This is a genomic window from Jeotgalibaca porci, from assembly GCF_011299095.1.
Lineage (GTDB): Bacteria > Bacillota > Bacilli > Lactobacillales > Aerococcaceae > Jeotgalibaca > Jeotgalibaca porci.
Genome location: NZ_CP049889.1, coordinates 265,664 through 285,849, shown reverse-complemented (window position 1 = coordinate 285,849; position 20,186 = coordinate 265,664). Strand labels below are relative to the sequence as shown.

Annotated in this window: 19 protein-coding genes; 17 read left to right on the top strand and 2 right to left on the bottom strand. The window is 40.9% G+C overall.

Annotated features, from left to right (window positions below; genetic code table 11):
* Positions 1 to 46: 46 nt before the first annotated feature.
* A complete protein-coding gene (locus G7058_RS01605) occupies positions 47 to 790 on the bottom strand; it encodes a gamma-glutamyl-gamma-aminobutyrate hydrolase family protein (RefSeq protein WP_166061897.1) in 744 nt (247 codons plus the stop codon).
* 344 nt (positions 791 to 1,134) lie between these two features.
* Between G7058_RS01605 and G7058_RS01600 the strand changes: the two genes are divergently transcribed.
* The 10 genes from G7058_RS01600 to G7058_RS01555 all read left to right on the top strand — a co-directional run bounded on the left by G7058_RS01600 (position 1,135) and on the right by G7058_RS01555 (position 11,288).
* Positions 1,135 to 2,088: an ABC transporter permease gene (locus tag G7058_RS01600; protein ID WP_166061896.1), complete on the top strand. Its 954-nt coding sequence runs from the start codon at positions 1,135 to 1,137 to the stop codon at positions 2,086 to 2,088.
* Entirely contained in the window at positions 2,085 to 3,038 is a 954-nt protein-coding gene (locus G7058_RS01595; RefSeq protein WP_166061895.1) for an iron chelate uptake ABC transporter family permease subunit, read from the top strand. Before G7058_RS01600 ends, G7058_RS01595 begins: the two co-directional genes overlap by 4 nt.
* Positions 3,035 to 3,793: an iron ABC transporter ATP-binding protein gene (locus tag G7058_RS01590; protein ID WP_166061894.1), complete on the top strand. Its 759-nt coding sequence runs from the start codon at positions 3,035 to 3,037 to the stop codon at positions 3,791 to 3,793. Before G7058_RS01595 ends, G7058_RS01590 begins: the two co-directional genes overlap by 4 nt.
* Before the next feature lie 17 nt (positions 3,794 to 3,810).
* Positions 3,811 to 4,740, top strand: coding sequence for a siderophore ABC transporter substrate-binding protein (locus tag G7058_RS01585; protein ID WP_166061893.1), 930 nt, complete (start codon positions 3,811 to 3,813; stop codon positions 4,738 to 4,740).
* A gap of 63 nt (positions 4,741 to 4,803) precedes the next feature.
* On the top strand, positions 4,804 to 5,577 hold the full coding sequence (sufC, locus tag G7058_RS01580) for a Fe-S cluster assembly ATPase SufC (RefSeq protein WP_166061892.1): 774 nt from the start codon (positions 4,804 to 4,806) through the stop codon (positions 5,575 to 5,577).
* A gap of 11 nt (positions 5,578 to 5,588) precedes the next feature.
* The gene (sufD, locus tag G7058_RS01575) at positions 5,589 to 6,863 is read left to right on the top strand and encodes a Fe-S cluster assembly protein SufD (RefSeq protein WP_166061891.1); all 1,275 of its coding nucleotides are present in this window, start codon (positions 5,589 to 5,591) and stop codon (positions 6,861 to 6,863) included.
* Complete coding sequence (locus G7058_RS01570) at positions 6,860 to 8,095, top strand: cysteine desulfurase (RefSeq protein ID WP_319593437.1); 1,236 nt, start codon at positions 6,860 to 6,862, stop codon at positions 8,093 to 8,095. Before sufD ends, G7058_RS01570 begins: the two co-directional genes overlap by 4 nt.
* Positions 8,082 to 8,537 carry a Fe-S cluster assembly sulfur transfer protein SufU gene (sufU, locus tag G7058_RS01565; protein WP_166061889.1) on the top strand — a complete coding sequence of 152 codons (456 nt, stop codon included), beginning with the start codon at positions 8,082 to 8,084 and terminating at the stop codon, positions 8,535 to 8,537. The genes G7058_RS01570 and sufU overlap by 14 nt, the downstream gene beginning before the upstream one ends.
* The gene (gene sufB / locus G7058_RS01560; protein ID WP_166061888.1) at positions 8,534 to 9,928 is read left to right on the top strand and encodes a Fe-S cluster assembly protein SufB; all 1,395 of its coding nucleotides are present in this window, start codon (positions 8,534 to 8,536) and stop codon (positions 9,926 to 9,928) included. Before sufU ends, sufB begins: the two co-directional genes overlap by 4 nt.
* Before the next feature lie 211 nt (positions 9,929 to 10,139).
* Positions 10,140 to 11,288 carry an ArgE/DapE family deacylase gene (locus G7058_RS01555; protein WP_166061887.1) on the top strand — a complete coding sequence of 383 codons (1,149 nt, stop codon included), beginning with the start codon at positions 10,140 to 10,142 and terminating at the stop codon, positions 11,286 to 11,288.
* Positions 11,289 to 11,534: 246 nt separating this feature from the next.
* Here G7058_RS01555 and G7058_RS01550 read toward each other — a convergent pair whose 3' ends face one another.
* Positions 11,535 to 12,134 (bottom strand): nitroreductase family protein, encoded by a 600-nt coding sequence (locus G7058_RS01550; RefSeq protein WP_166061886.1) that lies wholly within the window; start codon positions 12,132 to 12,134, stop codon positions 11,535 to 11,537.
* A 402-nt stretch (positions 12,135 to 12,536) separates the two neighbouring features.
* Between G7058_RS01550 and G7058_RS01545 the strand changes: the two genes are divergently transcribed.
* The 7 genes from G7058_RS01545 (at position 12,537) to G7058_RS01515 (ending at position 20,130) form a co-directional block, all read left to right on the top strand.
* A complete protein-coding gene (locus G7058_RS01545; RefSeq protein WP_166061885.1) occupies positions 12,537 to 13,940 on the top strand; it encodes an ABC transporter substrate-binding protein in 1,404 nt (467 codons plus the stop codon).
* A gap of 77 nt (positions 13,941 to 14,017) precedes the next feature.
* Positions 14,018 to 14,860 carry a carbohydrate ABC transporter permease gene (locus G7058_RS01540; RefSeq protein WP_166061884.1) on the top strand — a complete coding sequence of 281 codons (843 nt, stop codon included), beginning with the start codon at positions 14,018 to 14,020 and terminating at the stop codon, positions 14,858 to 14,860.
* Positions 14,860 to 15,702, top strand: coding sequence for a carbohydrate ABC transporter permease (locus G7058_RS01535; RefSeq protein WP_193567964.1), 843 nt, complete (start codon positions 14,860 to 14,862; stop codon positions 15,700 to 15,702). The genes G7058_RS01540 and G7058_RS01535 overlap by 1 nt, the downstream gene beginning before the upstream one ends.
* Positions 15,703 to 15,706: 4 nt before the next feature.
* Positions 15,707 to 16,717, top strand: coding sequence for a LacI family DNA-binding transcriptional regulator (locus tag G7058_RS01530; protein ID WP_166061883.1), 1,011 nt, complete (start codon positions 15,707 to 15,709; stop codon positions 16,715 to 16,717).
* A gap of 165 nt (positions 16,718 to 16,882) precedes the next feature.
* Positions 16,883 to 17,443, top strand: a complete 561-nt coding sequence (locus tag G7058_RS01525; protein WP_166061882.1) for a hypothetical protein — start codon at positions 16,883 to 16,885, stop codon at positions 17,441 to 17,443.
* A 29-nt stretch (positions 17,444 to 17,472) separates the two neighbouring features.
* The gene (locus tag G7058_RS01520; RefSeq protein ID WP_166061881.1) at positions 17,473 to 18,996 is read left to right on the top strand and encodes a flotillin family protein; all 1,524 of its coding nucleotides are present in this window, start codon (positions 17,473 to 17,475) and stop codon (positions 18,994 to 18,996) included.
* Between the two features lie 153 nt (positions 18,997 to 19,149).
* Positions 19,150 to 20,130, top strand: a complete 981-nt coding sequence (locus tag G7058_RS01515) for a LacI family DNA-binding transcriptional regulator (protein WP_166061880.1) — start codon at positions 19,150 to 19,152, stop codon at positions 20,128 to 20,130.
* The last annotated feature ends 56 nt before the right edge of the window (positions 20,131 to 20,186 follow it).

Here is a 20,186-nt window from a genome sequence, read left to right as displayed (position 1 = left end):
AAGACCATTCCGGAGCGCGCACTCGGGGATGGTCTTTTTCTATTCATTAACTTAATTTTAGTTTTGCTTTCGCAGCACGCGCAACCAAGTCTTCAAAGAGACGGTTGTTTGCTGTATCTGTAGTTGCCATAATTTCTGGATGCCATTGCAAGGCAATCATATCAATGTTTGGATCAGCAGATTCAATTGCCTCGACAATACCATCTACACTATGTGCAACAGCCTTTAAATCATTGCCCAACTGCTTGATAGCTTGGTGATGGAAGGTATTGACTCTTGTATGTGCGCCGACTGCCTCGTATAAACGACTCTCAGTTTGAACAGAGATGCTGTGCATCGGAATATCAAAAGGTGCTTTTTGAACATGTAATAATAGTTCATCACCGTATTGTGATGGTAAATCTTGGTATAAAGACCCACCATGATACACGTTAATGATTTGTAATCCGCGGCACACACCCAAAACAGGGATGCCCTTTTCAATTGCAGCAGCATATAGAGCGAAGTCAAACGCATCTCTTTTTGGGAAAATACCAGTCAAGTTACGATGAGGTTCTTCTCCATACAATGCTGGGTTCACGTCATGCCCACCTGTAAGGATTAATGCATCAATAAGTGCAACCATGTTTTTTGCGTCTTCAGCAGTTCCAACTGGTAACATAATAGGAGTCGCTCCTACGCCTTGGACTGTGTCGATATAGTTTTGCGGTGTATAAGCCACCAACGTTCCTTCAAATCCTCTTGCCGGGTTCAATAGTTGCGTCCCGGATACGCCAATAATTGGTTTCATATCGAAAGCCTCCTCCTAAAAATTATCTTATCTAGTATGACATAAATATCTATATTTTGAAACAGCAATACTCTTACAAAACAATGAGAGAGGAAGCATGTTCGATATTGAACAAATAATCATAATTTTCATTGACGATTTCAAATCTTCATGATACCTTTTAAGGGTATTCATTACTATTAGTAATGGTTATGTCTCTTAAAACTTAGAAGAATAGTGTTTCAATTTTTTATGTTTTTATCCTCACATAGTTTCAAAGTAAAGGGAACCAAATCCCTTATTATTTTTAATTTCAATTGAGAATGATTCTCAATTGAAAATATAGATAGAAATGAGTCATGCTTATGCTCAAAAAGCTGATACGAATAATACCGCTCATTCTCATAGTCCTTCTTTCGTTAATTGTCGGGACAGCCGATATTTCAGTGGGAAGTATTGTGACTGGGGATATGGACGCATTATTTATTTTTGGATCATCCCGCATCCCCCGAACTGTTAGTGTGTTCTTGGCCGGATCAGGATTGGCTTTATCCGGAATGGTGATGCAGACGATTACGCAAAATCGCTTTGCTGCGCCCGATACAATCGGAACAGTAGAGTCCGCTAAATTAGGAATGGTTCTCGCAATGATTGTCTTACCTAATATGACCCAAATGTGGGAAATGCTCTTTACATTTGCGTTTGCCACGATAGGAACAGTGTTCTTTTTATTTCTAACCAGTCGCTTCCCTATGAAGAAACAACTCCTCATTCCTTTATTGGGACTGATGTTTGGAAATATAGTCGGAGGATTTAGTAATTTTTTAGCGTTTCGTTACGATTTGAATCAAAATATTGCCGCATGGTTACAAGGGAACTTTTCTCTGATTATCCAAGGGCAATACGAACTGATTTACTTTGCTTTAATACTCGTTATTGGTTTATATTTCTTCGCTGATTACTTAACGGTCGTTAGAATGGGAGAAGACGCTGCCCAATCATTAGGTATTTCATTCAAATGGGTTGTCGGTTCGGCCAGTCTCCTCGTTTCTGTGACTGTTGCAGTTATCTTGATTACAGCAGGCAGTCTACCATTTTTGGGAGTGATTATTCCGAATATTATTGCCATGAAATACGGTGATAACATAAAGAAAACGCATCAAAAAGTTGCTTTAACAGGTGGATTTTTTCTCCTCATATGCGATATTATCTCGCGTTCCCTCATTGCTCCCTATGAAGTGCCGGTGCAATTAATACTGGGAATTATTGCTGGGGCTATCTTCTTGTATTTGTTGTTTAAGGAGGTGCGCCGCGTATGAAAAAGAGTCAGTTTCCATTTAAATCACTCCTCATTATTACGGTCGTCACATTTTTACTCTATCTCTTTTGGGGAAATACTTTTGCATACCCGTTAATTATACAATTACGAGCAAAAAAGGTGCTTATCTTCCTATTAGTGGGGGTGAGCAGTTCCATTTCAACGCTAGCCTTTCAATGCATCGTCAATAGTCGCTTTCTAACACCGGGTATTTTAGGAATGGAGTCCTTTTACCGTTTGATTCAAACGCTGTTGTATTTCTTTGGTTTTCGTTTCATTCAAACCACGTTGTTGCCAGCCACGCAATTTTTGTTGGTCGTTGCGATTATGGTTCTCAGCTTTTGGGCCCTCAGCCGCTTCTCATGGCAAAACATCAGCTATGACCTACATAGTGTTCTATTAATTGGAATGGTTATTGGAATGCTTTTCAGCAGCATTTCTACCTTTTTTCAAGTACTCATGGACCCCAACGAGTACGATCGTTTGCAAATGAAACTCTTTCCAACGTTTCAAAATGTGAACACACTTGTCCTTATCCTGGCCATTTTGTTGGTTGTTCCGATTATTATTTCCTTGTGGAACAATCGCAAAACCTTGGAAGTTCTGAGAATGGGAACCGAACAGGCTGTTAACCTTGGAATTGATACCAATAAGCAAATTAAGAAAGTCCTGCTCCAAATCGTTATTCTATCAGCTGTTTCTGCCGCTTTAGTGGGACCCATGATGTTCCTTGGCTTTACGACAGCTAACTTGGCCTATCTGCTCTTTCGAACGTACCGCATGGATGTCTTGTTTCTGGCAACCAGCTTACTGGGTTTTATAGCACTCTTAATGGGCCAATTCATGGTTGAACAAGTTTTCCAATTTCAAACGAATGCCAGCATCATTATTGAATGGTTTGGTGGAATTCTATTCTTTGTCTTACTCTGGAAGGAGCGGAAAAAAGCATGAAGGTAAATAATCTTTGTAAAAATATATGCGAGACCTGCATTTTAAAAGATATTAACTTAGAACTCGAACAAGGAACCGTTACTGCATTCATTGGGCCAAACGGAGCAGGGAAGAGCACGTTGCTATCAACAATGTGCCGTCTGTTAAGTAAAGACAGTGGGCATGTCTTAATTAAAGGAAAAGAAATTACGAAATGGCGGACTGACGAACTTGCGAAGGAAATCGCCATTTTGAAACAACAAAATACATACCAAGTAAAAATGACCGTGCGTGAACTGTTGTCCTTTGGCCGTTTTCCCTACTCCAAAGGGCGCTTGACGACGGAAGATTACGAAGTCATCGATAAGGTGTTGGGGTATTTAGATTTAGAAAGCTACGGTGATCGGTATTTAGATACCTTATCCGGCGGGCAGCTTCAGCGCGCAGCCCTGGCGATGATACTGGTCCAAGATACAGACTATATCCTGCTGGACGAACCGCTCAATAACTTAGATATGAAGCAAAGCATTGTCGTGATGCAGACGATTCGGAATATGGCGGACGAATTGGGCAAGACCATTTTAGTTGTTCTACATGATATCAACTTTGCTGCTGCTTATTCAGATAATATTATCGCAATGAAGGACGGCAAGATTTGTCATTCAGGTACGGTCGATGAAGTGATTTGTTCCGAGCATTTAAAAGAAGTGTTTGATGTCGACATGGAAGTTGAAATAATTAAAGGTAAAAAATATTGCTTATACCATATGAGCTAGACAAAGGTGGAACCTATATGACAAAGAAACTCCTTACACTTTTAGTAGCACTTCTATTTTTAGGAGCATGCCAAGCACCAACATCCGAAACAGTCGCTAAAGAAACCGTCACCGTCACCGTCACGGATGTAATCGGTGAACAGGAAATACCATACCAACCGGAACGTGTCGTCGTTTATGACTTCGGTATGTTGGATACAATGAATGCTTTGGGATTATCCGAGAATATCATTGGTGCAGCGACTAATAATGTACCTGGTTACTTAAAAGATACTGTTTCTGAAATGGAAAATGTCGGAACTTTGAAAGAACCGGACATGGAAAAGCTGATTACACTTGCGCCAGATTTGATTATCATTTCTGGACGTTTAGCTGATTTCTCTGAACAATTGCAAGAAATTGCACCGGTTTTACAGCTTTCTGTTGATCAAACAGATTACTGGGGCTCTGTTCAACACAACATTCAAGTGATTGCAGATGTTTTTGGAGTAGATGCAGAACCGAAAGTGACGGAATTGGAAACAGAGATTGCAGACTTGAAAGAAAAAACGACAGCATTCAAAGAAGAGGAAGCTCTTTTATTATTAGTAAACGATGGTGCTATTTCCGCTTTTAGTTCGGGCTCACGTTTTGGACAAATTTTCGATGTCTTTGGATTCACGCCTGTAAATGCTGAGATTGAAACATCTACACACGGACAAACAATTGGTTACGAGGGCATTTTAGAAATCAATCCGGATATTCTGTTTGTCATCGACCGCTCACAAGCTATTCAAGTAGATACAGCTGAAAATTTACAGTTATTAGATAATGCCTTTATTACTAAAACAAACGCTGCACAAAATGAACGTATAATTGTCTTATCTCCTGATTTGTGGTATCTATCCGGAGGCGGTTTGGAATCCACACACTTAATGATTGAAGAAATTAATGCCGCATTCAACTGATTTTAAAAGCTTTTCTAATTGAAAAAGGGTAAGATAGATTTAATAATTTTGGGAGGTAAAACGATGGCCATTTTAGAAGTTAAGAATTTACATGTTGCAATCGAAGATAAACAAATCTTAAAAGGTGTTAACCTAACTATAAAATCAGGCGAAATTCATGCCATCATGGGACCAAACGGAACCGGTAAATCAACGCTATCTCAAGCAATTATGGGACACCCGAGCTACACGGTAACAGAAGGGGAAGTATTGTTGGATGGTGAAAATGTCCTAGAAATGGAAGTAGATGAGCGTGCACGTGCTGGACTATTCTTGGCTATGCAATACCCAAGCGAAATTACTGGTGTTACCAATGCACAATTTATGCGCGCAGCAATTAACGCCCGTCGCGCCGAGGACGATAAGATGTCCGTAATGGATTTTATTAAGAAACTAGACGAACACATGGCGACTCTCGACATGCCGGAAGAAATGGCCGAACGTTACTTAAATGAAGGCTTCTCAGGCGGGGAAAAGAAACGCAATGAAATCTTGCAATTAATGATGATTGAGCCAACATTTGCTTTGTTGGATGAGATTGACTCCGGATTGGATATCGATGCTTTGAAGGTTGTATCAAAAGGGATTAATCAAATGTTGAGTGGTGAATTTGGTGTTTTAATTATTACGCACTACCAACGTTTACTCAATTACATCGAGCCGACGTTTGTGCATATTATGATGGACGGAAAAATTGTGAAATCAGGCGATGCCAGCTTGGCGAAACGCTTAGAAGCGGAAGGCTATCGTGGGATCCGCGACGAATTAGGCTTAGACATCGAACTAGACGAAGATTAGGAGGAGCCAAGATGAGTGAAATTGAAGTACGCATGCTATCAGCTTTCAAAGAAGAACCCACTTGGATGAATAATCTCCGTCTCGCTAATTTGAGTACATATGAGACTTTGCCGCAACCCGATATTGAAAAGGTTAACTTTCATCGTTGGAATTTGACAGACGATGTGATTAATGCCGAGTACGGTGAAGAATTAATCAACAGCCAACAGTATCAATACGGGAGCGGTGACGTTGCGAAGATTGTTCAATATGGGAAAGAAACCATCATGGAACAACTCCCGCAAGAACTCATTGAAGCTGGCGTTATCTTTACCGATATTTTTACCGCCTTACAGGATTATCCGGAACTCGTAGAGAAATACTACATGACGAAAGCTATTAAGCCTGATGAAAATAAATTGACGGGCTATCACGCGGCGTATATGAACAGTGGTGTTTTCTTATACATCCCTAAAAATGTTGTGATTGAAGAGCCATTAGAAGCCTTATTCGTTCAAAATAGTTTCGTGAAAGAAGCCATGAACAAGCATATTTTAATTGTGGCTGAACCAAATAGCTCGGTTACGTATGTAGAGAAATACATTACAGAGGGAACAGAAAAAAACAGCGCAAATATCGTTGTTGAAGTCGTGACGCGTCCAGGCGCACAAGTGAAGTTCTCGGCTGTCGATAACCTAGGAGTAAATACAACTGCCTTCATTAGTCGCCGCGGTCATCTTGAACGCGATTCTGTGATTGAATGGGCGATTGGTATTATGAACGACGGAAACATTATTGCCGACTTTGATTCTGATTTAATTGGCGATGGATCGAACAGTGTCATTAAAGCTGTTGCTATTTCCACAGAACGCCAAATCCAAGGTATTAATACGCGGGTAACGAACTACGGCAATCATTCGGTTGGACACATTTTACAGCACGGCGTTATTTTGGACCGCGCAACACTGACGTTTAACGGAATTGGTCATATCATCAAAGGAGCAAAAGGAGCCGATGCGCAACAAGAAAGTCGCGTATTAATGCTATCAGAATCCGCTCGTGGTGATGCAAATCCTATTTTGTTAATTGACGAGAATGAAGTAACGGCCGGACATGCAGCGAGTGTCGGGAGAGTAGACCCGGAGCAAATGTTCTATTTGTTAAGTCGTGGGATTGAAAAAGAAGAAGCAGAACGTCTTGTGATTCGCGGTTTCTTGGGAGCAGTGATTACTGCGATTCCTTTGAAAGAAATCCGAGACGAATTAGTTGAGATGATTGATAAAAAATTGACAAGGGCTGAGAACTGATGGAGATAGCTAAAGTGAGACAAGATTTTCCAATCTTGTTTCAAACAGTAAATGACGAACCGCTCATTTATTTGGATAATGCAGCTACGACACAAAAGCCAAAACAGGTTATTTCTGCCATTGAAAATTATTATGCACATGACAATGCCAATGTTCACCGCGGCGTTCATACGCTGAGTGAACGGGCAACGAAACAGTACGAAGAGGCTCGAGAAACAGTACGTGCATTTATCAACGCCGCCTCCACAAAAGAAGTACTTTTTACCCGTGGGACAACGACTTCATTGAACTGGGTCGCACAAGGATTTGGTGATCAGGTTGTTGAAGAGGGGGACGAAATTTACATCACAGCTTTGGAGCACCATTCAAACTTGGTTCCGTGGCAACAACTGGCGAAACGAAAACAAGCACGTCTCGTTTATCTACCACTAACCGAAGAAGGCAGCGTGGATGTGACTGCGGCACAGACGGTCATTTCTTCAAAAGGGAAAATACTGGCAGTGACGCAAGCATCAAATGTGATGGGAACAATTAATCCGATTAAGGAACTCGCAGCATTGATACATGCGGTGGGCGGATACATCGTCGTCGACGGCGCACAAAGTACGCCGCATATGACAGTTAATGTGCAACAATTGGATGCTGATTTCTTTGCCTTTAGCGGACACAAAATGAGTGGCCCAACAGGTATCGGTGTTTTATACGGAAAAGAAGCCTTACTAGAACAAATGACTCCCGTCGAATTTGGCGGTGAGATGATTGATTTTGTTTATGACGAAACAGCCACGTGGGCTCCGCTTCCTTATAAGTTTGAAGCGGGAACACCAAATATCGCTGGCGCAATTGGTTTGAAGGCTGCCATTGATTATCTGAATGAAATCGGAATGACAGAAATTCAAGAACATGAGCACCAGATTATGCGCTACCTTTTGCCGAAGATTCAAGAAATTGCAGGGATTACACTTTTTGGACCGACTGATCCCGAGAAGCGTACGGGTATCCTAACTTTTAACATTGATGGTGTCCATCCGCATGATGTGGCGACTGGATTTGACATGGAAGGGATTGCGATTCGGGCCGGCCACCATTGTGCGCAGCCATTGATGCGTCACTTAGACGTTCATGCAACCGCACGCGCCAGCTTTTATTTCTATAATACACAGGAAGAAGCAGAGCAGTTTCTGGTGTCATTAGTTAAAGTAAAGGAGTTTTTCACACATGGCCTTATCTAGACTCGAAAATCTATACCGGGCAGTCATCTTGGATCATTCATCCAGCCCACGTAATTTCGGTGAATTATCCGATGCGAACGGGCGCCTTGAATTGCATAATCCGACATGTGGGGATGTCATTCTTTTACATGTACGAATAACGGATGATGTCATAGAAGAAGCAAAATTCTCCGGACACGGCTGTTCCATTAGTACCGCCAGTGCCAGTATGATGACGGAGCTTATCAAAGGGAAAACAATGGCGGAAGCCAAGCAAATCATAGAAGAATTCTTATTGTTGGTTCAAGGTCAAAAATCTGAGCCATCACACTTGGGTGATGCGGAAGTACTGGGTGGCGTTGCTAAATTTCCAGCTCGGATTAAATGTGCAACGTTGTCTTGGAAGGCATTAGAACGCATCCTACTGAACCCAGACCACGAATTGAAGGAGGAATCCATATGAGCGACGTACCTGTACTAGACGATTACAAATTTGGTTTTCGGGATGAAGCCGAGATTGTGTATTCAACTGGAAAAGGGTTGAATGCAAACATCGTCCGGGAAATATCCGCTAAGAAAAATGAACCGGAGTGGATGTTGGATTACCGGTTAAAATCATTAGAAGTCTTTCAAAAGTCTAAATTGCCAGATTGGGGTCCCGATTTATCCGAACTGGATTTCGATGACATTACTTATTACCAAACCGCTACCGATAAAGTAGCACGGACCTGGGATGATGTTCCGGATAAAATCAAAGAAACTTTCGAAAGAATCGGGATTCCAGAAGCAGAGCGCGCGTATTTAGCCGGTGCTTCGGTGCAATACGAATCCGAAGCTGTTTACCACAGTATGAAGGAAGAATTTGAAAAAATGGGTATCGTCTTTACCGACACGGATACAGCCTTGAAAGAATACCCGGAAATATTCAAAGAGCACTTCGGCACAGTCGTTCCACCAACGGACAACTTCGAAGCAGCCTTGAACTCAGCAGTCTGGTCCGGTGGTACATTTATTTACGTACCAAAAGGTGTGCGCTGTGATGTGCCAATGCAGACATACTTCCGGATGAATAACGAAGGTTCCGGACAATTCGAACGGACGTTAATCGTTGTGGACGAAGGCGCCAGTATCCATTACGTAGAAGGGTGTACTGCACCAACATTCTCATCCAGCTCTCTCCATGCCGCAATCGTTGAGATTGTCGTTAAAAAAGACGCATACTGCCGTTACACGACCATTCAAAACTGGTCGAACAACGTGTATAACTTGGTGACGAAACGCGCACACGCACTTGAAAATGCGACGATGGAATGGATTGACGGGAACTTAGGATCCAAAACAACCATGAAATACCCAAGTGTGTACCTAAACGGACGCGGTGCACGTGGGACGATGCTGACAGTTGCCTTCGCAGGAGAAGGTCAAATTCAAGATACCGGTGCGAAAATGATGCATAACGCACCAAACACATCCAGTTCCATTGTTTCCAAATCCATCGCCAAAGACGGCGGGGCCGTAAACTACCGTGGAACCGTGCGCTTCGGTAAGAAATCAGAAGGATCGATTTCACATATCGAGTGCGACACGATTATTATGGACGACCTATCGACATCCGATACAATTCCCTATAATGAAATTCATAACGGAAACGTTGCATTAGAACACGAAGCCAAAGTCTCACGCGTATCTGAAGAACAATTGTACTACCTCATGAGTCGCGGACTCAGCGAACAAGAAGCCACTGAAATGATCATCATGGGATTCGTCGAACCATTCACCAAAGAACTGCCGATGGAATATGCGGTAGAGTTGAATCGTTTGATTGCCTATGAGATGGAAGGGTCTGTGGGGTAATAAATTTAAAGAGTACCAAAACATTGAATTAACAATGTTTTGGGCTCTTTTTTTGTTACGTGGTTTAAGAGTAAATGCCATTTGATAAAAATTAACATATTTTCGAAAGTTTATTTAACTTCTATCTTTGGTTCCGTATAGCAACAAAAAAATAATATATGTGATATGGTTTATATACAACGATTAGTTTCTTATATAGGGAGGAATTATTTTGAAACGCTTTACAGAAGAAGAGAAATTACAGATACTTGCAGATTTAATAGCAATTAAATCAGTCAACGAGAATGAAATAGAGGTAGCAAATTACTTAAAGGATTTGTTTGCTGAGTATGGCATTGAATCCAAAATCGTTCCAGTTACTAAAACACGTGTAAACCTAGTCGCAGAAATTGGTAGCGGCAGTCCGGTGATCGGTATTTCCGGTCATATGGATGTGGTTTCGGCGGGGGATGAGAGTGAGTGGAAGTCTGATCCATTTGTCATGACTGAACGCAACGGCAATCTATACGGTCGTGGCACGAATGACATGAAATCTGGGCTAGTCAACTTGGCACTAACGATGATTGAATTGAAAGCTAACAATGAGTTGAAGAACGGTACCGTTCGCTTCATGGCAACGACTGGTGAAGAGGTTGGAGGAGCAGGTTCCAAGAAACTTTACGAAGAAGGCTACATGGACGACGTGGATTACTTATGGGTGGCTGAACCATCCCCGGAAACGATCATTTATTCGCACAAAGGTTCTTTGAACTTCCGCATTACGTCTCTGGGTGAAGCGGCGCACAGCTCCATGCCAAACCACGGCTACAATGCGATTAATCCAATTATGAAATACTTGTTGGAATTGGACGAGAAACTGAATAACGATCCACGCAGTAACGAGGTTCTAGGCAAATTAGTGATGAGCACAACCATTTTAAATGCCGGAAACCAAGTGAACTCTGTCCCAGAAAAAGCAGTGGCGGAAATTAACGTACGCACAATCGCAGAATTTGATAACGACGAAGTCATCGCATTATTCAAAGAGACAGCTGAGAAATATAACCAAGAAGGCTCGAAAATTGAAGTGAAAGTTACGATGTCTCTGCCAAGTGTTTTCACGACTGGGAAATCGGACATGGTTGAGTTGACAAAAGAGCTAGGCAAAAAACATCTGAATCTGGATATTAAAGTAGAAGGTTCACCTGGGGTAACAGATGCGTCCAATCTGTTGCGTGGCAAGGATAAAAACTTCCCGTTCATGATGTACGGACCTGGTGAAACAAAGATGGCCCATAAAACGGATGAATATGTGCGCAAAGATTATTATCTTGCGTTCTTTGATATTTATCGTGAATTGATATTGGGATTAACCAAATAAATAATTGAGGGGCTTACTCATTCTCGTGAGTAGGCTTTTTTGATTTAAATGGCTCACTCAAGCTGTTTTATATGTTTGAGTGAGCTTTATTAAAGAAAAAAGCTCACTCAAAATAAATTTCCTCTCTGAGTGAGCCATATTATGCAAATGAGCTCACTCGCAAGTGTGAGTAGGCCAGCCACACCCAATCACCCCACTTGCACAAAAAAAGCACCCCCCAGGATAGGGGAGTGCGCATTCTCACTATTATTCGCCGATTACTTGGACGCGTACGTCGTCAGCGATGTATTCTTTTGGATTTGCGTCGCCTTCGATTGAACCGAATGGCATTTGTGCCACTAATTCGTAGTTTGCTGGTAAGTTGAACATTTCAAGAATGCCTTTATCGAAGCCGTATTTATGGCCGACGTTCATATGTTGTAAGTTTGCGCCTAGACCTAATTCAGTCAACGCCAACCATGATGCATATTGGACGTTTGCATTATTATGTTGTTTGTATGTTTCAGCACGTTCGCCTTGAGCTGGCATTGCTTCAACAGCATCCAGGTCTTCGAAGAACAAGATTGTTCCAACAGCACCTTTTGCTCCAAGCATAACGCCTGACATCATTTCCCACATTCCTTCAGGCATGACATCTTTTTGTACTTCCATGATGTGATCCCAAAGTTTCTCGTTATCTTCACCATAAACAAGAACTAAACGGCTTGTTTGGCTATTGCTTGCAGTAGGAATTTCACGTGCTACTTCGCGTAGGCGAGCAGTGATTTCTTCTTTTGTAAGTTCTGTGTTGTTTCCAATCGCATAACGCGTACGACGGCTTCTAACTAAATCAGTAAATTGTGACATGAATGAACTCTCCTTCGAATATGAAATATATGTGTTCGAAACACTATGAATATAATAACACTTACTAAAAGTAAATGCAAGTCATAAATCTCGAAACCGTAATAAAAAATATCAAACATTTTGTCGAATTATTATTGCTAGAAATTAAAAATAGTGCTATTCTTAATTTGTAATGCAAACGCTTGCTCAAAAACATTTTATTCTTGTTTAACAGCAAGTAAATTTTTAATTCAAAATGAAACCGTTTCCAAAGTTCGGTTTCCAAATTTGGTGAGAGGAGCCAAAGCTGATTTTAACAAGGTAGTATATCCAAGGGAGGTGCAAGCGTCGAGCATTTTAGGCTGTAAAGATTAATTATTTTATCATCGTACATTTAAATAAAACAGGACAAGGAGAATCATGATGAAAAAATCAGTTTTATCTTTATTATCAACCGTTAGTTTACTTACTTTATTGACAGCTTGTGGTGGGGGCGAAACAGAAGAACAAGAATCCGTAACAAGGACAGATGGCACGACTGAAACTTCAGAAACAGCCGATTCTACTGAGACTGCAAGTGGCGGATCCGTTTATTACTTGAACTTCAAGCCTGAAATTGCAGATGCAATTGAGGATTTGGCAGAAGCTTATACCGAAGAAACAGGTGTAGAAGTAAAAATGGTTACAGCTGCGGGCGGAACCTATGAACAAACTTTGAAATCAGAAATTACAAAATCAGCACCTCCGACTATTTTCTTTATTAACGGTCCTATCGGTTATCAAAACTGGCAAGACTATACCTTAGATTTGGCGGATACTGACGTTTATGACTGGCTAGTCGACAAAGATTTGGCTATCACCGGTGCAGATGACAGTGTCGCTGCTATTCCGATTACCGTTGAAGGCTACGGAATCATTTACAATGCAGCAATTATGGAAGATTATTTTGCTTTAGATAATAAAGCAACTGACTTCGATTCAGTAGATGACATCAATAACTTTGATGCATTGAAAGAAGTTGTAGAAGATATGACAGCTTTGAAAGACGATTTAGGTATTCAAGGCGTATTCTCCTCAACTTCCTTAGCTTCTACAGACCAATGGAGATGGCAAACGCATTTGGCGAATTTGCCAGTCTACTATGAATACCGTGATGCGGACGTGGATACAATGTCCGAACTGACATTCAAGTATGGTAAACAATACCAAAACATTTTTGATTTATACATCAACAACTCCACAAACGCACCGGGACTTCTGGGCGCAAAAACAACGACAGACTCTATGACTGAGTTTGCACTTGGCCAATCTGCAATGGTTCAAAATGGTAACTGGGGTTGGGGTCAAATCAGCGGTACAGAAGGGAACGTTGTAAATGAAGAAGATGTTCACTTCATGCCAATCTACACGGGTGTAGAGGGCGAAGAAAATCAAGGTTTGGCAATCGGAACTGAAAACTTCATGGCGGTAAACAGCCAAGCATCTGAAGAAGATATTCAAGCTTCTCTTGATTTTATCGAGTGGATGTATAGCTCTGAAACAGGTAAAGACTATGTTGTCAACCAATTCGGCTTTATTCCAACCTTCAATACGTTTGGTGAAGACGAGTTCCCAACTGATCCATTGGCACAAGACGTTTTAGGTTCTATGAACGATGAATCTAAATACAGTGTTCCTTGGACATTTACGACATTCCCAAGTGAAGCATTCAAGAATGACTTTGGTAACGGTCTACTGATGTATGCACAAGATCAAGCAACATGGGATGAGGTAGAAACAACAGTTGTGGATGCATGGGCACGTGAAGCAGCTTTAACGCAACAATAAAATCATTCCTCAATTAGTCTTCTTGGATTACTCTGGGAAGACTAATTGTCTTTTATCTTATATAGGAGGGATTAACGATGCATAAGTCGTTAAAAAAATATTTTCCCATATTTGTACTGCCAACACTGCTCGCTTTTATCATTGCGTTTTTAATTCCGTTTATCCTAGGTGTGTATTTATCGTTCACGGAGTTTAATACGGTTCGTGATGCGGTATGGATTGGCTTTGAGAATTATAAAAAAGCTTTCGCAGATCCAACGTTTGTAAGTGCACTTTGGTTTACGGTTAAATTCACGGTTGTTTCGGTAGTATCTATTAATATCTTGGCGTTTTTGTTGGCGTTACTTTTAACAGGAACAATTAAAGGAACAAAGCTATATCGAACGGTTTTCTTTATGCCAAACTTAATTGGCGGAATCGTTTTAGGATATGTTTGGTTGGCAATTATTAACTCTATTTTATATAACTTTGGTGTCACGATTACCTTCAATCCAAGCTACGGATTCTGGGGCTTGGTTATCATGATGAACTGGCAATTGATTGGGTATATGATGGTTATTTACATTTCTGGGATTCAAAACATTTCCGAAGATTTGTTTGAAGCTGCCAAAATAGATGGAGCCAGCAAACTACAAATTCTGAAAAATGTGACAATTCCATTGGTGACGCCCTCAGCTACCATCTGCTTATTCTTGACACTGACGAATTCATTTAAACTTTTCGATCAGAACTTGGCATTAACGAATGGAGCTCCGGCTGAGAACACAACGATGTTGGCTTTGAATATTTACAAAACCTTCTATGGTCGGATGGGGTGGGAAGGTGTCGGACAGGCGAAGGCAGTCATTTTCTTCATCCTGGTCGGTATCATTGCCATTACGCAGGTTTACTTAACGCGCAGTAAGGAGGTCGAACACTGATGAATGAAAAAATAAACAAAGCCCGACGCGATAAAATTTGGTTTGTGGTATTACTCGGATTGGCAGTAATTTTTTTAGCGCCAATTCTGTTGATTTTTATTAACTCTTTCAAAGGGAAATTGTATATCAGTGAAGATCTGTTCTCCTTACCAAATAGTACGACGTTTGTCGGTTTGGATAACTACATACGAGGAATCGAGACAGTTAATTTTTGGTATGCATTTGGCTATTCCGTCTTGATTACTGTTTTATCAGTTGGGACCATCGTTCTATTAACATCCATGACAGCGTGGTTTATTGTCCGCGTAAAGAACAAATTTACCTCGGCACTCTATTATTTATTTGTCTTCTCAATGATTGTGCCATTCCAAATGGTCATGTTTACATTGACGTGGTTTGCGAACCAAATGCATTTGGATAATCCGTTGGGCATTGTGTTTGTTTACCTCGGATTCGGCTCAGGTTTATCGGTATTTGTATTTACCGGCTTTATCAAATCAGTACCGAAAGAAATTGAAGAGGCAGCGATTATTGACGGGTGCGGTCCGATTCGGACGTTCTTCTTAGTGGTTTTACCTATCTTGAAGCCAACGGTCATTACGGTTTCGATTTTGAATGCGATGTGGATTTGGAATGACTACTTGTTACCTTATCTTTTACTGGGTACCGAGTATAAGACCATTCCAATTGCGATTCAATATTTACAAGGTTCTTATGGTAATACCGACTATGGTGCTTTAATGGCCTTACTCGTACTAGCCATTATTCCTGTTATTGTTTTTTACCTATCCAGTCAAAAACATATCATCAAGAGTATTACTGCTGGCGCCGTGAAAGGGTGATTTGATGGCTGTTACGCTCCGCGACGTTGCTGAGGCAACGGGCGTCTCGATGTCAACTGTTTCAAGGGTGATTTCTGACAGTCCCCGAATCAGTAAAGAAACAAAAATGAAAGTGCGCGAAGCTATGGATGAATTGGGGTATCATCCCAATTTCATTGCCCGCAGTTTGGTTAATCAAAGTACGAATGTTGTGGGGATTGTCTTTCCTAGTTCTGGCAATAGTGCTTTTCAGAATCCTTTTTTTACGGAGGTATTGCGTGCAATCAGTGAAGGTGCGCATGAACATAAATATGGTATTCAATTAACAACAGGGAAAAATGAGACGGAAATTTTAAACGATGTTATTAATATGGTACAAGGGAGGCGCGTAGATGGTATTTTAATGTTGTATTCGCGGATAGATGACCCAATCATGGCGTATTTACTAGCTCAAAAATTTCCGTTTGTTGTGATTGGTCAGCCTTCAATAGCTTCCAGTAAGATTACGTGGATCGATAACGATAACGTCGCTGCGGCGAAAGAAGCGACTCAGACATTTTTGAATCACGGTCATAAACAAGTTGCATTTATTGGTGCGAAGGACAGTTTCACGATGACAATTGCACGGATATCGGGGTATAAGGAAGCTTTACAAGAAGCCGGGATACCCATTCGTCAGGAATATATCATTCAAAATGAAATCCAATCAAAGGATGAGAACCACGTGATAAAAAAGCTGATGGCTAGCATACTTCCACCAACAGCTATCTTAGTAGAAGATGACTTTTTGGCTGTGAAAGTGTTACAAGCATTGCATGAACAAGGTTTAACAGTGCCGCAAAACGTCGCGTTGATGGGGTTTAATAATACCATTCTCTCTGAACTTTCGAGTCCATCTTTATCATCTGTTGATATTCATATTTTTGATTTAGGACTAGAGGCAGTTAAGCAGTTGGTCGCGCAAATTGTAAATAATGATGAACCGATTAAAAGGATTGTGATTCCGCATAAAATTGTGATTCATGGTTCTTGCTAAAGCTGTAAATTGAATAGTGAGTCTATCTCTGCAATCAGGTTGTTTACAGAGATGGATTCATTATTATTTTTTGAAAATAAATATACATGTTGTTTATTTTGTAGTATGCTTAAGTTGTTTAAAGAATGTAAGCAATTTCACGTAATTTGAGAGGCGGTGGGCGAATTGCAAGCAATTATTGAGTCTCTAACAACTGCGAATATTATAATGATCATCGGAATAGTAGGTGCAGTTGTATCCATCCCCATTAAAGATTTCTTGACGTTGGAGTACTACGATATTTGTGACGTTTTTATCAGTTTATTCATTGTGGGAATGTTTATGACCAAAATGAGTGAGGATGCACAAAATAATATGTTTCTCTTAACAGGAATTTTTTTAGGTGTCTCTGTTGCAATTATTTTCATAAAAGTTTTTGTCTTTGTTCCATTTCAGGAGAAAGCAGAGACAAATGCGCTTTTGTCCCGAAAAAATTATATTGGGGAGCCTGGGAAGGTAACTGTTGCTCTTACGAAAGAGCGCTTGGGTGAAGTCGTTTTATACACTGTATTCGGGAATGTAGCGGCGACAGCAAAAATTTATCACCAGCAAGGCGAAGAAGAGTTATTACGGATTGAAACAGGTCAAGCGATTCGTGTTCGAGATGTCAAGGATGCAATTGTCTTTGTTTCACCGGAAGAAATAAAAGAATTTTTACCCCCGTTGGAGAGTCGTTGGGGAAAATAAAGAAACTATAGAAAAGAAGTGGATAATGAATGGAAAATTATATCATTTGGATTGGTATAGCAGTAATCGTCATTGTATTTCTAGTTGCAATCATTGGTCGTTACGTCACGGTATCGCCTGATACAGCTTTGATCGTTAGTGGGAGTTTTCTAGGAAAAGGAACGAGTGTATTTACAGATAGAGAAAACAATAAAATGAAAATTGTCCGCGGTGGAGGGACATTCCTATGGCCTATTTTCCAACAAGGAAAACGTATTTCACTAATGTCCAGCAAGTTGGAAGTTGCGGCAAGTGAAGTTTATACCAGACAAGGTGTACCGATTTCCGCAACGGGAACAGTTATCATCAAGGTTGGTTCTTCAGTGGAAGAAATCGCGACTGCGGCTGAACAATATTTAGGAAAAGAAACGCATGAATTGGAAGAAGAAGCGCAAGAAGTATTAGAAGGTCACTTGCGTGCTATTTTAGGGAGTTTAACTGTTGAAGAAATCTACCGTGAACGTGATGAATTTGGTGCGCAAGTTCAGCAAGTTGCTTCGCAAGATTTGGAGAAAATGGGATTAAAGATTGTATCATTTACAATCAAAGATGTAACCGACTCAAACGGTTATTTAGAGAGCTTGGGTCGTCCACAAATTGCTGAAGTGAAGAAGAATGCTGAAATTGCTGAAGCGGAAGCAGAAAAAACAACCAAAATTCAAAGAGCAGACGCAATGATGCAGGCACGTGAAGCAGAAAATAGACGTGCGGGTGAAATTGCCCTATCTGAAAAAGAAAAGCAATTGAAGTTAGCAGAGTACAAGCGTGAACAAGACATTCAACAAGCCATCGCTGATAAAGCTTATCAGCTTCAAGATGCTGAATTGCAAAAAGAATTGGTTATCAAGCAAAAAGAAATTGAACTTGTTGAGCGTAGAAAACAAATTGAAATTGAAACGGAAGAAGTTTTCTTGGCGGCTAAGAAATTAGAAGCTGAAGTTGAGAAAGCAGCTGACGCTAAACGATATGCGGATGTGCAAAGTGCCGAAGCCGATAAACAAAAGCGGATTTTGGACGCAGAAGCAAGCGCGAAAGAAATTGAATTAAATGCCCTAGCTGAAGCGGACAGTATCGAAAAAGTCGGACGAGCAAATGCAGAAGCAGAATCATTGCGTATTTCGGAAGTGGGTAGAGCAAAGGCAGAAGCAGCGCAAAAACTTGCAGAAGCCTACAAAGCCTATGGTCAACAGGCAATTATGCTTGAGTTACTGAAAGTCTATCCAGAAATTGTAAGAGCTGCAGCTGAGCCAATTAGTAATATCGATAAAATTACGATTATTGATGGCGGTGAAGGAAACGGTGTTTCACAAGTAAGTGGCTACACAACAAAAACACTTGCGGGGATCCAGGAAAGTTTGAAAGAAACGATGGGGTTGGATCTAACCGACTTGATTAATAACTATGTTGGAAATAGTAATGTTGGTTCTAAACTGGCTGAATTAAATGAAACATTAAGTGCGACTGCTCAGATATCAGAAATAAAAGAAGAAGCAGCAGTTGAAGAAATTGTATAACGCGTGACACAAACTCCTCTCCTCGGCTTTATCGAGGGGGGGAGTTTAGCGTCTCGTAAACGTGCTCAAAAACACACCCCACGACAAAGAATCGCACGCGCTTTTTCGATTCTATGATAAAATGAAGATGAATTTTGAAAAGGTGGTGGCATTATGATCACAATCAGACAAATTGCCCAAGAAGCTGGCGTATCCAAAAGTACCGTCTCGCGCTATCTGAATGATGGCTACGTGAGTGAAGAAACAGCTGAAAAAATAAAATTAGTGATTGAGAAGTACAATTATGTTCCAAATGAATTTGCACGGACATTGAAATCAGACAAGAGTAACTTTATCGGGGTCATTATTCCTCGGATTGATTCCCCGTCTGCGATGAGTATGTTGGACGGTATTAATCGAACGGCTCGGGAGGAGGGCTATCAAATTCTGATATCCAATACGGACTTGGCGGTTGAACGAGAGATTGAAAGTATTTACAGTCTCATGCAAAATAAAGTGGCGGGCATTATTTTAATTGCAACAGAAATTACACCGCAGCACCTTGAAGCGCAAGAAGCAATCTCGGTTCCGATTCTTTTTATAGGGCAGAACCACGCGGATGTTTTTTCGGTCAATCACGACAATTATGCAGCGGGGAAGAAGCTTGCTTCGCATTTACTTTCTTTCAATCATCAAACGGTGACGTATATCGGTGTTACTGAAAATGATTATTCTATCGGTGTCGAACGCAAACGCGGTATCAGGGAAACGTTTCAGGAAGCGGGCGTGTCTGTTACCGAAGTGATGTCAACATTTCGGACGAAAGACAACTATTATTTGGCGTTGGATTTGCTTAAAAAACCACGTTCAACTTTATATATTTGTGCGACCGACAATATGGCCATGGGATTTTATCGCGCTGCGCATGAACTGGGGTTGATGGTTGGCAAAGATATTTCGTTGGCGGGATTCGGGGGGTACGCCTTCAGTGAATTTTTAACGCCGCCATTGACAACGATGGATTTCCACCACGAATTAGTGGGTGAAACGGCTGCTTTTAATTTATTTGCACAGATTCAAGGAAGAGATATTGCGAGGGAAAGTATAATCGCTGTGACATTTTTAAAAAGAGACAGTGTTGTTGATAACGCTTGACAGCGTATTCATAACATGGTAAATTCTAAGAAAGTCAATGAGGGACCGGTCCCTCA

Excerpts from the sequence above, each read along its gene's own strand:
- G7058_RS01605 (WP_166061897.1), bottom strand. The coding sequence starts at position 790 with ATGAAACCAATTATTGGCGTATCCGGGACGCAACTATTGAACCCGGCA.
- G7058_RS01600 (WP_166061896.1), top strand. The coding sequence starts at position 1,135 with ATGCTCAAAAAGCTGATACGAATAATACCGCTCATTCTCATAGTCCTT.
- G7058_RS01595 (WP_166061895.1), top strand. The coding sequence starts at position 2,085 with ATGAAAAAGAGTCAGTTTCCATTTAAATCACTCCTCATTATTACGGTC.
- G7058_RS01590 (WP_166061894.1), top strand. The coding sequence starts at position 3,035 with ATGAAGGTAAATAATCTTTGTAAAAATATATGCGAGACCTGCATTTTA.
- G7058_RS01585 (WP_166061893.1), top strand. The coding sequence starts at position 3,811 with ATGACAAAGAAACTCCTTACACTTTTAGTAGCACTTCTATTTTTAGGA.
- sufC (WP_166061892.1), top strand. The coding sequence starts at position 4,804 with ATGGCCATTTTAGAAGTTAAGAATTTACATGTTGCAATCGAAGATAAA.
- sufD (WP_166061891.1), top strand. The coding sequence starts at position 5,589 with ATGAGTGAAATTGAAGTACGCATGCTATCAGCTTTCAAAGAAGAACCC.
- sufU (WP_166061889.1), top strand. The coding sequence starts at position 8,082 with ATGGCCTTATCTAGACTCGAAAATCTATACCGGGCAGTCATCTTGGAT.
- sufB (WP_166061888.1), top strand. The coding sequence starts at position 8,534 with ATGAGCGACGTACCTGTACTAGACGATTACAAATTTGGTTTTCGGGAT.
- G7058_RS01550 (WP_166061886.1), bottom strand. The coding sequence starts at position 12,134 with ATGTCACAATTTACTGATTTAGTTAGAAGCCGTCGTACGCGTTATGCG.
- G7058_RS01545 (WP_166061885.1), top strand. The coding sequence starts at position 12,537 with ATGAAAAAATCAGTTTTATCTTTATTATCAACCGTTAGTTTACTTACT.
- G7058_RS01540 (WP_166061884.1), top strand. The coding sequence starts at position 14,018 with ATGCATAAGTCGTTAAAAAAATATTTTCCCATATTTGTACTGCCAACA.
- G7058_RS01535 (WP_193567964.1), top strand. The coding sequence starts at position 14,860 with ATGAATGAAAAAATAAACAAAGCCCGACGCGATAAAATTTGGTTTGTG.
- G7058_RS01530 (WP_166061883.1), top strand. The coding sequence starts at position 15,707 with ATGGCTGTTACGCTCCGCGACGTTGCTGAGGCAACGGGCGTCTCGATG.
- G7058_RS01520 (WP_166061881.1), top strand. The coding sequence starts at position 17,473 with ATGGAAAATTATATCATTTGGATTGGTATAGCAGTAATCGTCATTGTA.
- G7058_RS01515 (WP_166061880.1), top strand. The coding sequence starts at position 19,150 with ATGATCACAATCAGACAAATTGCCCAAGAAGCTGGCGTATCCAAAAGT.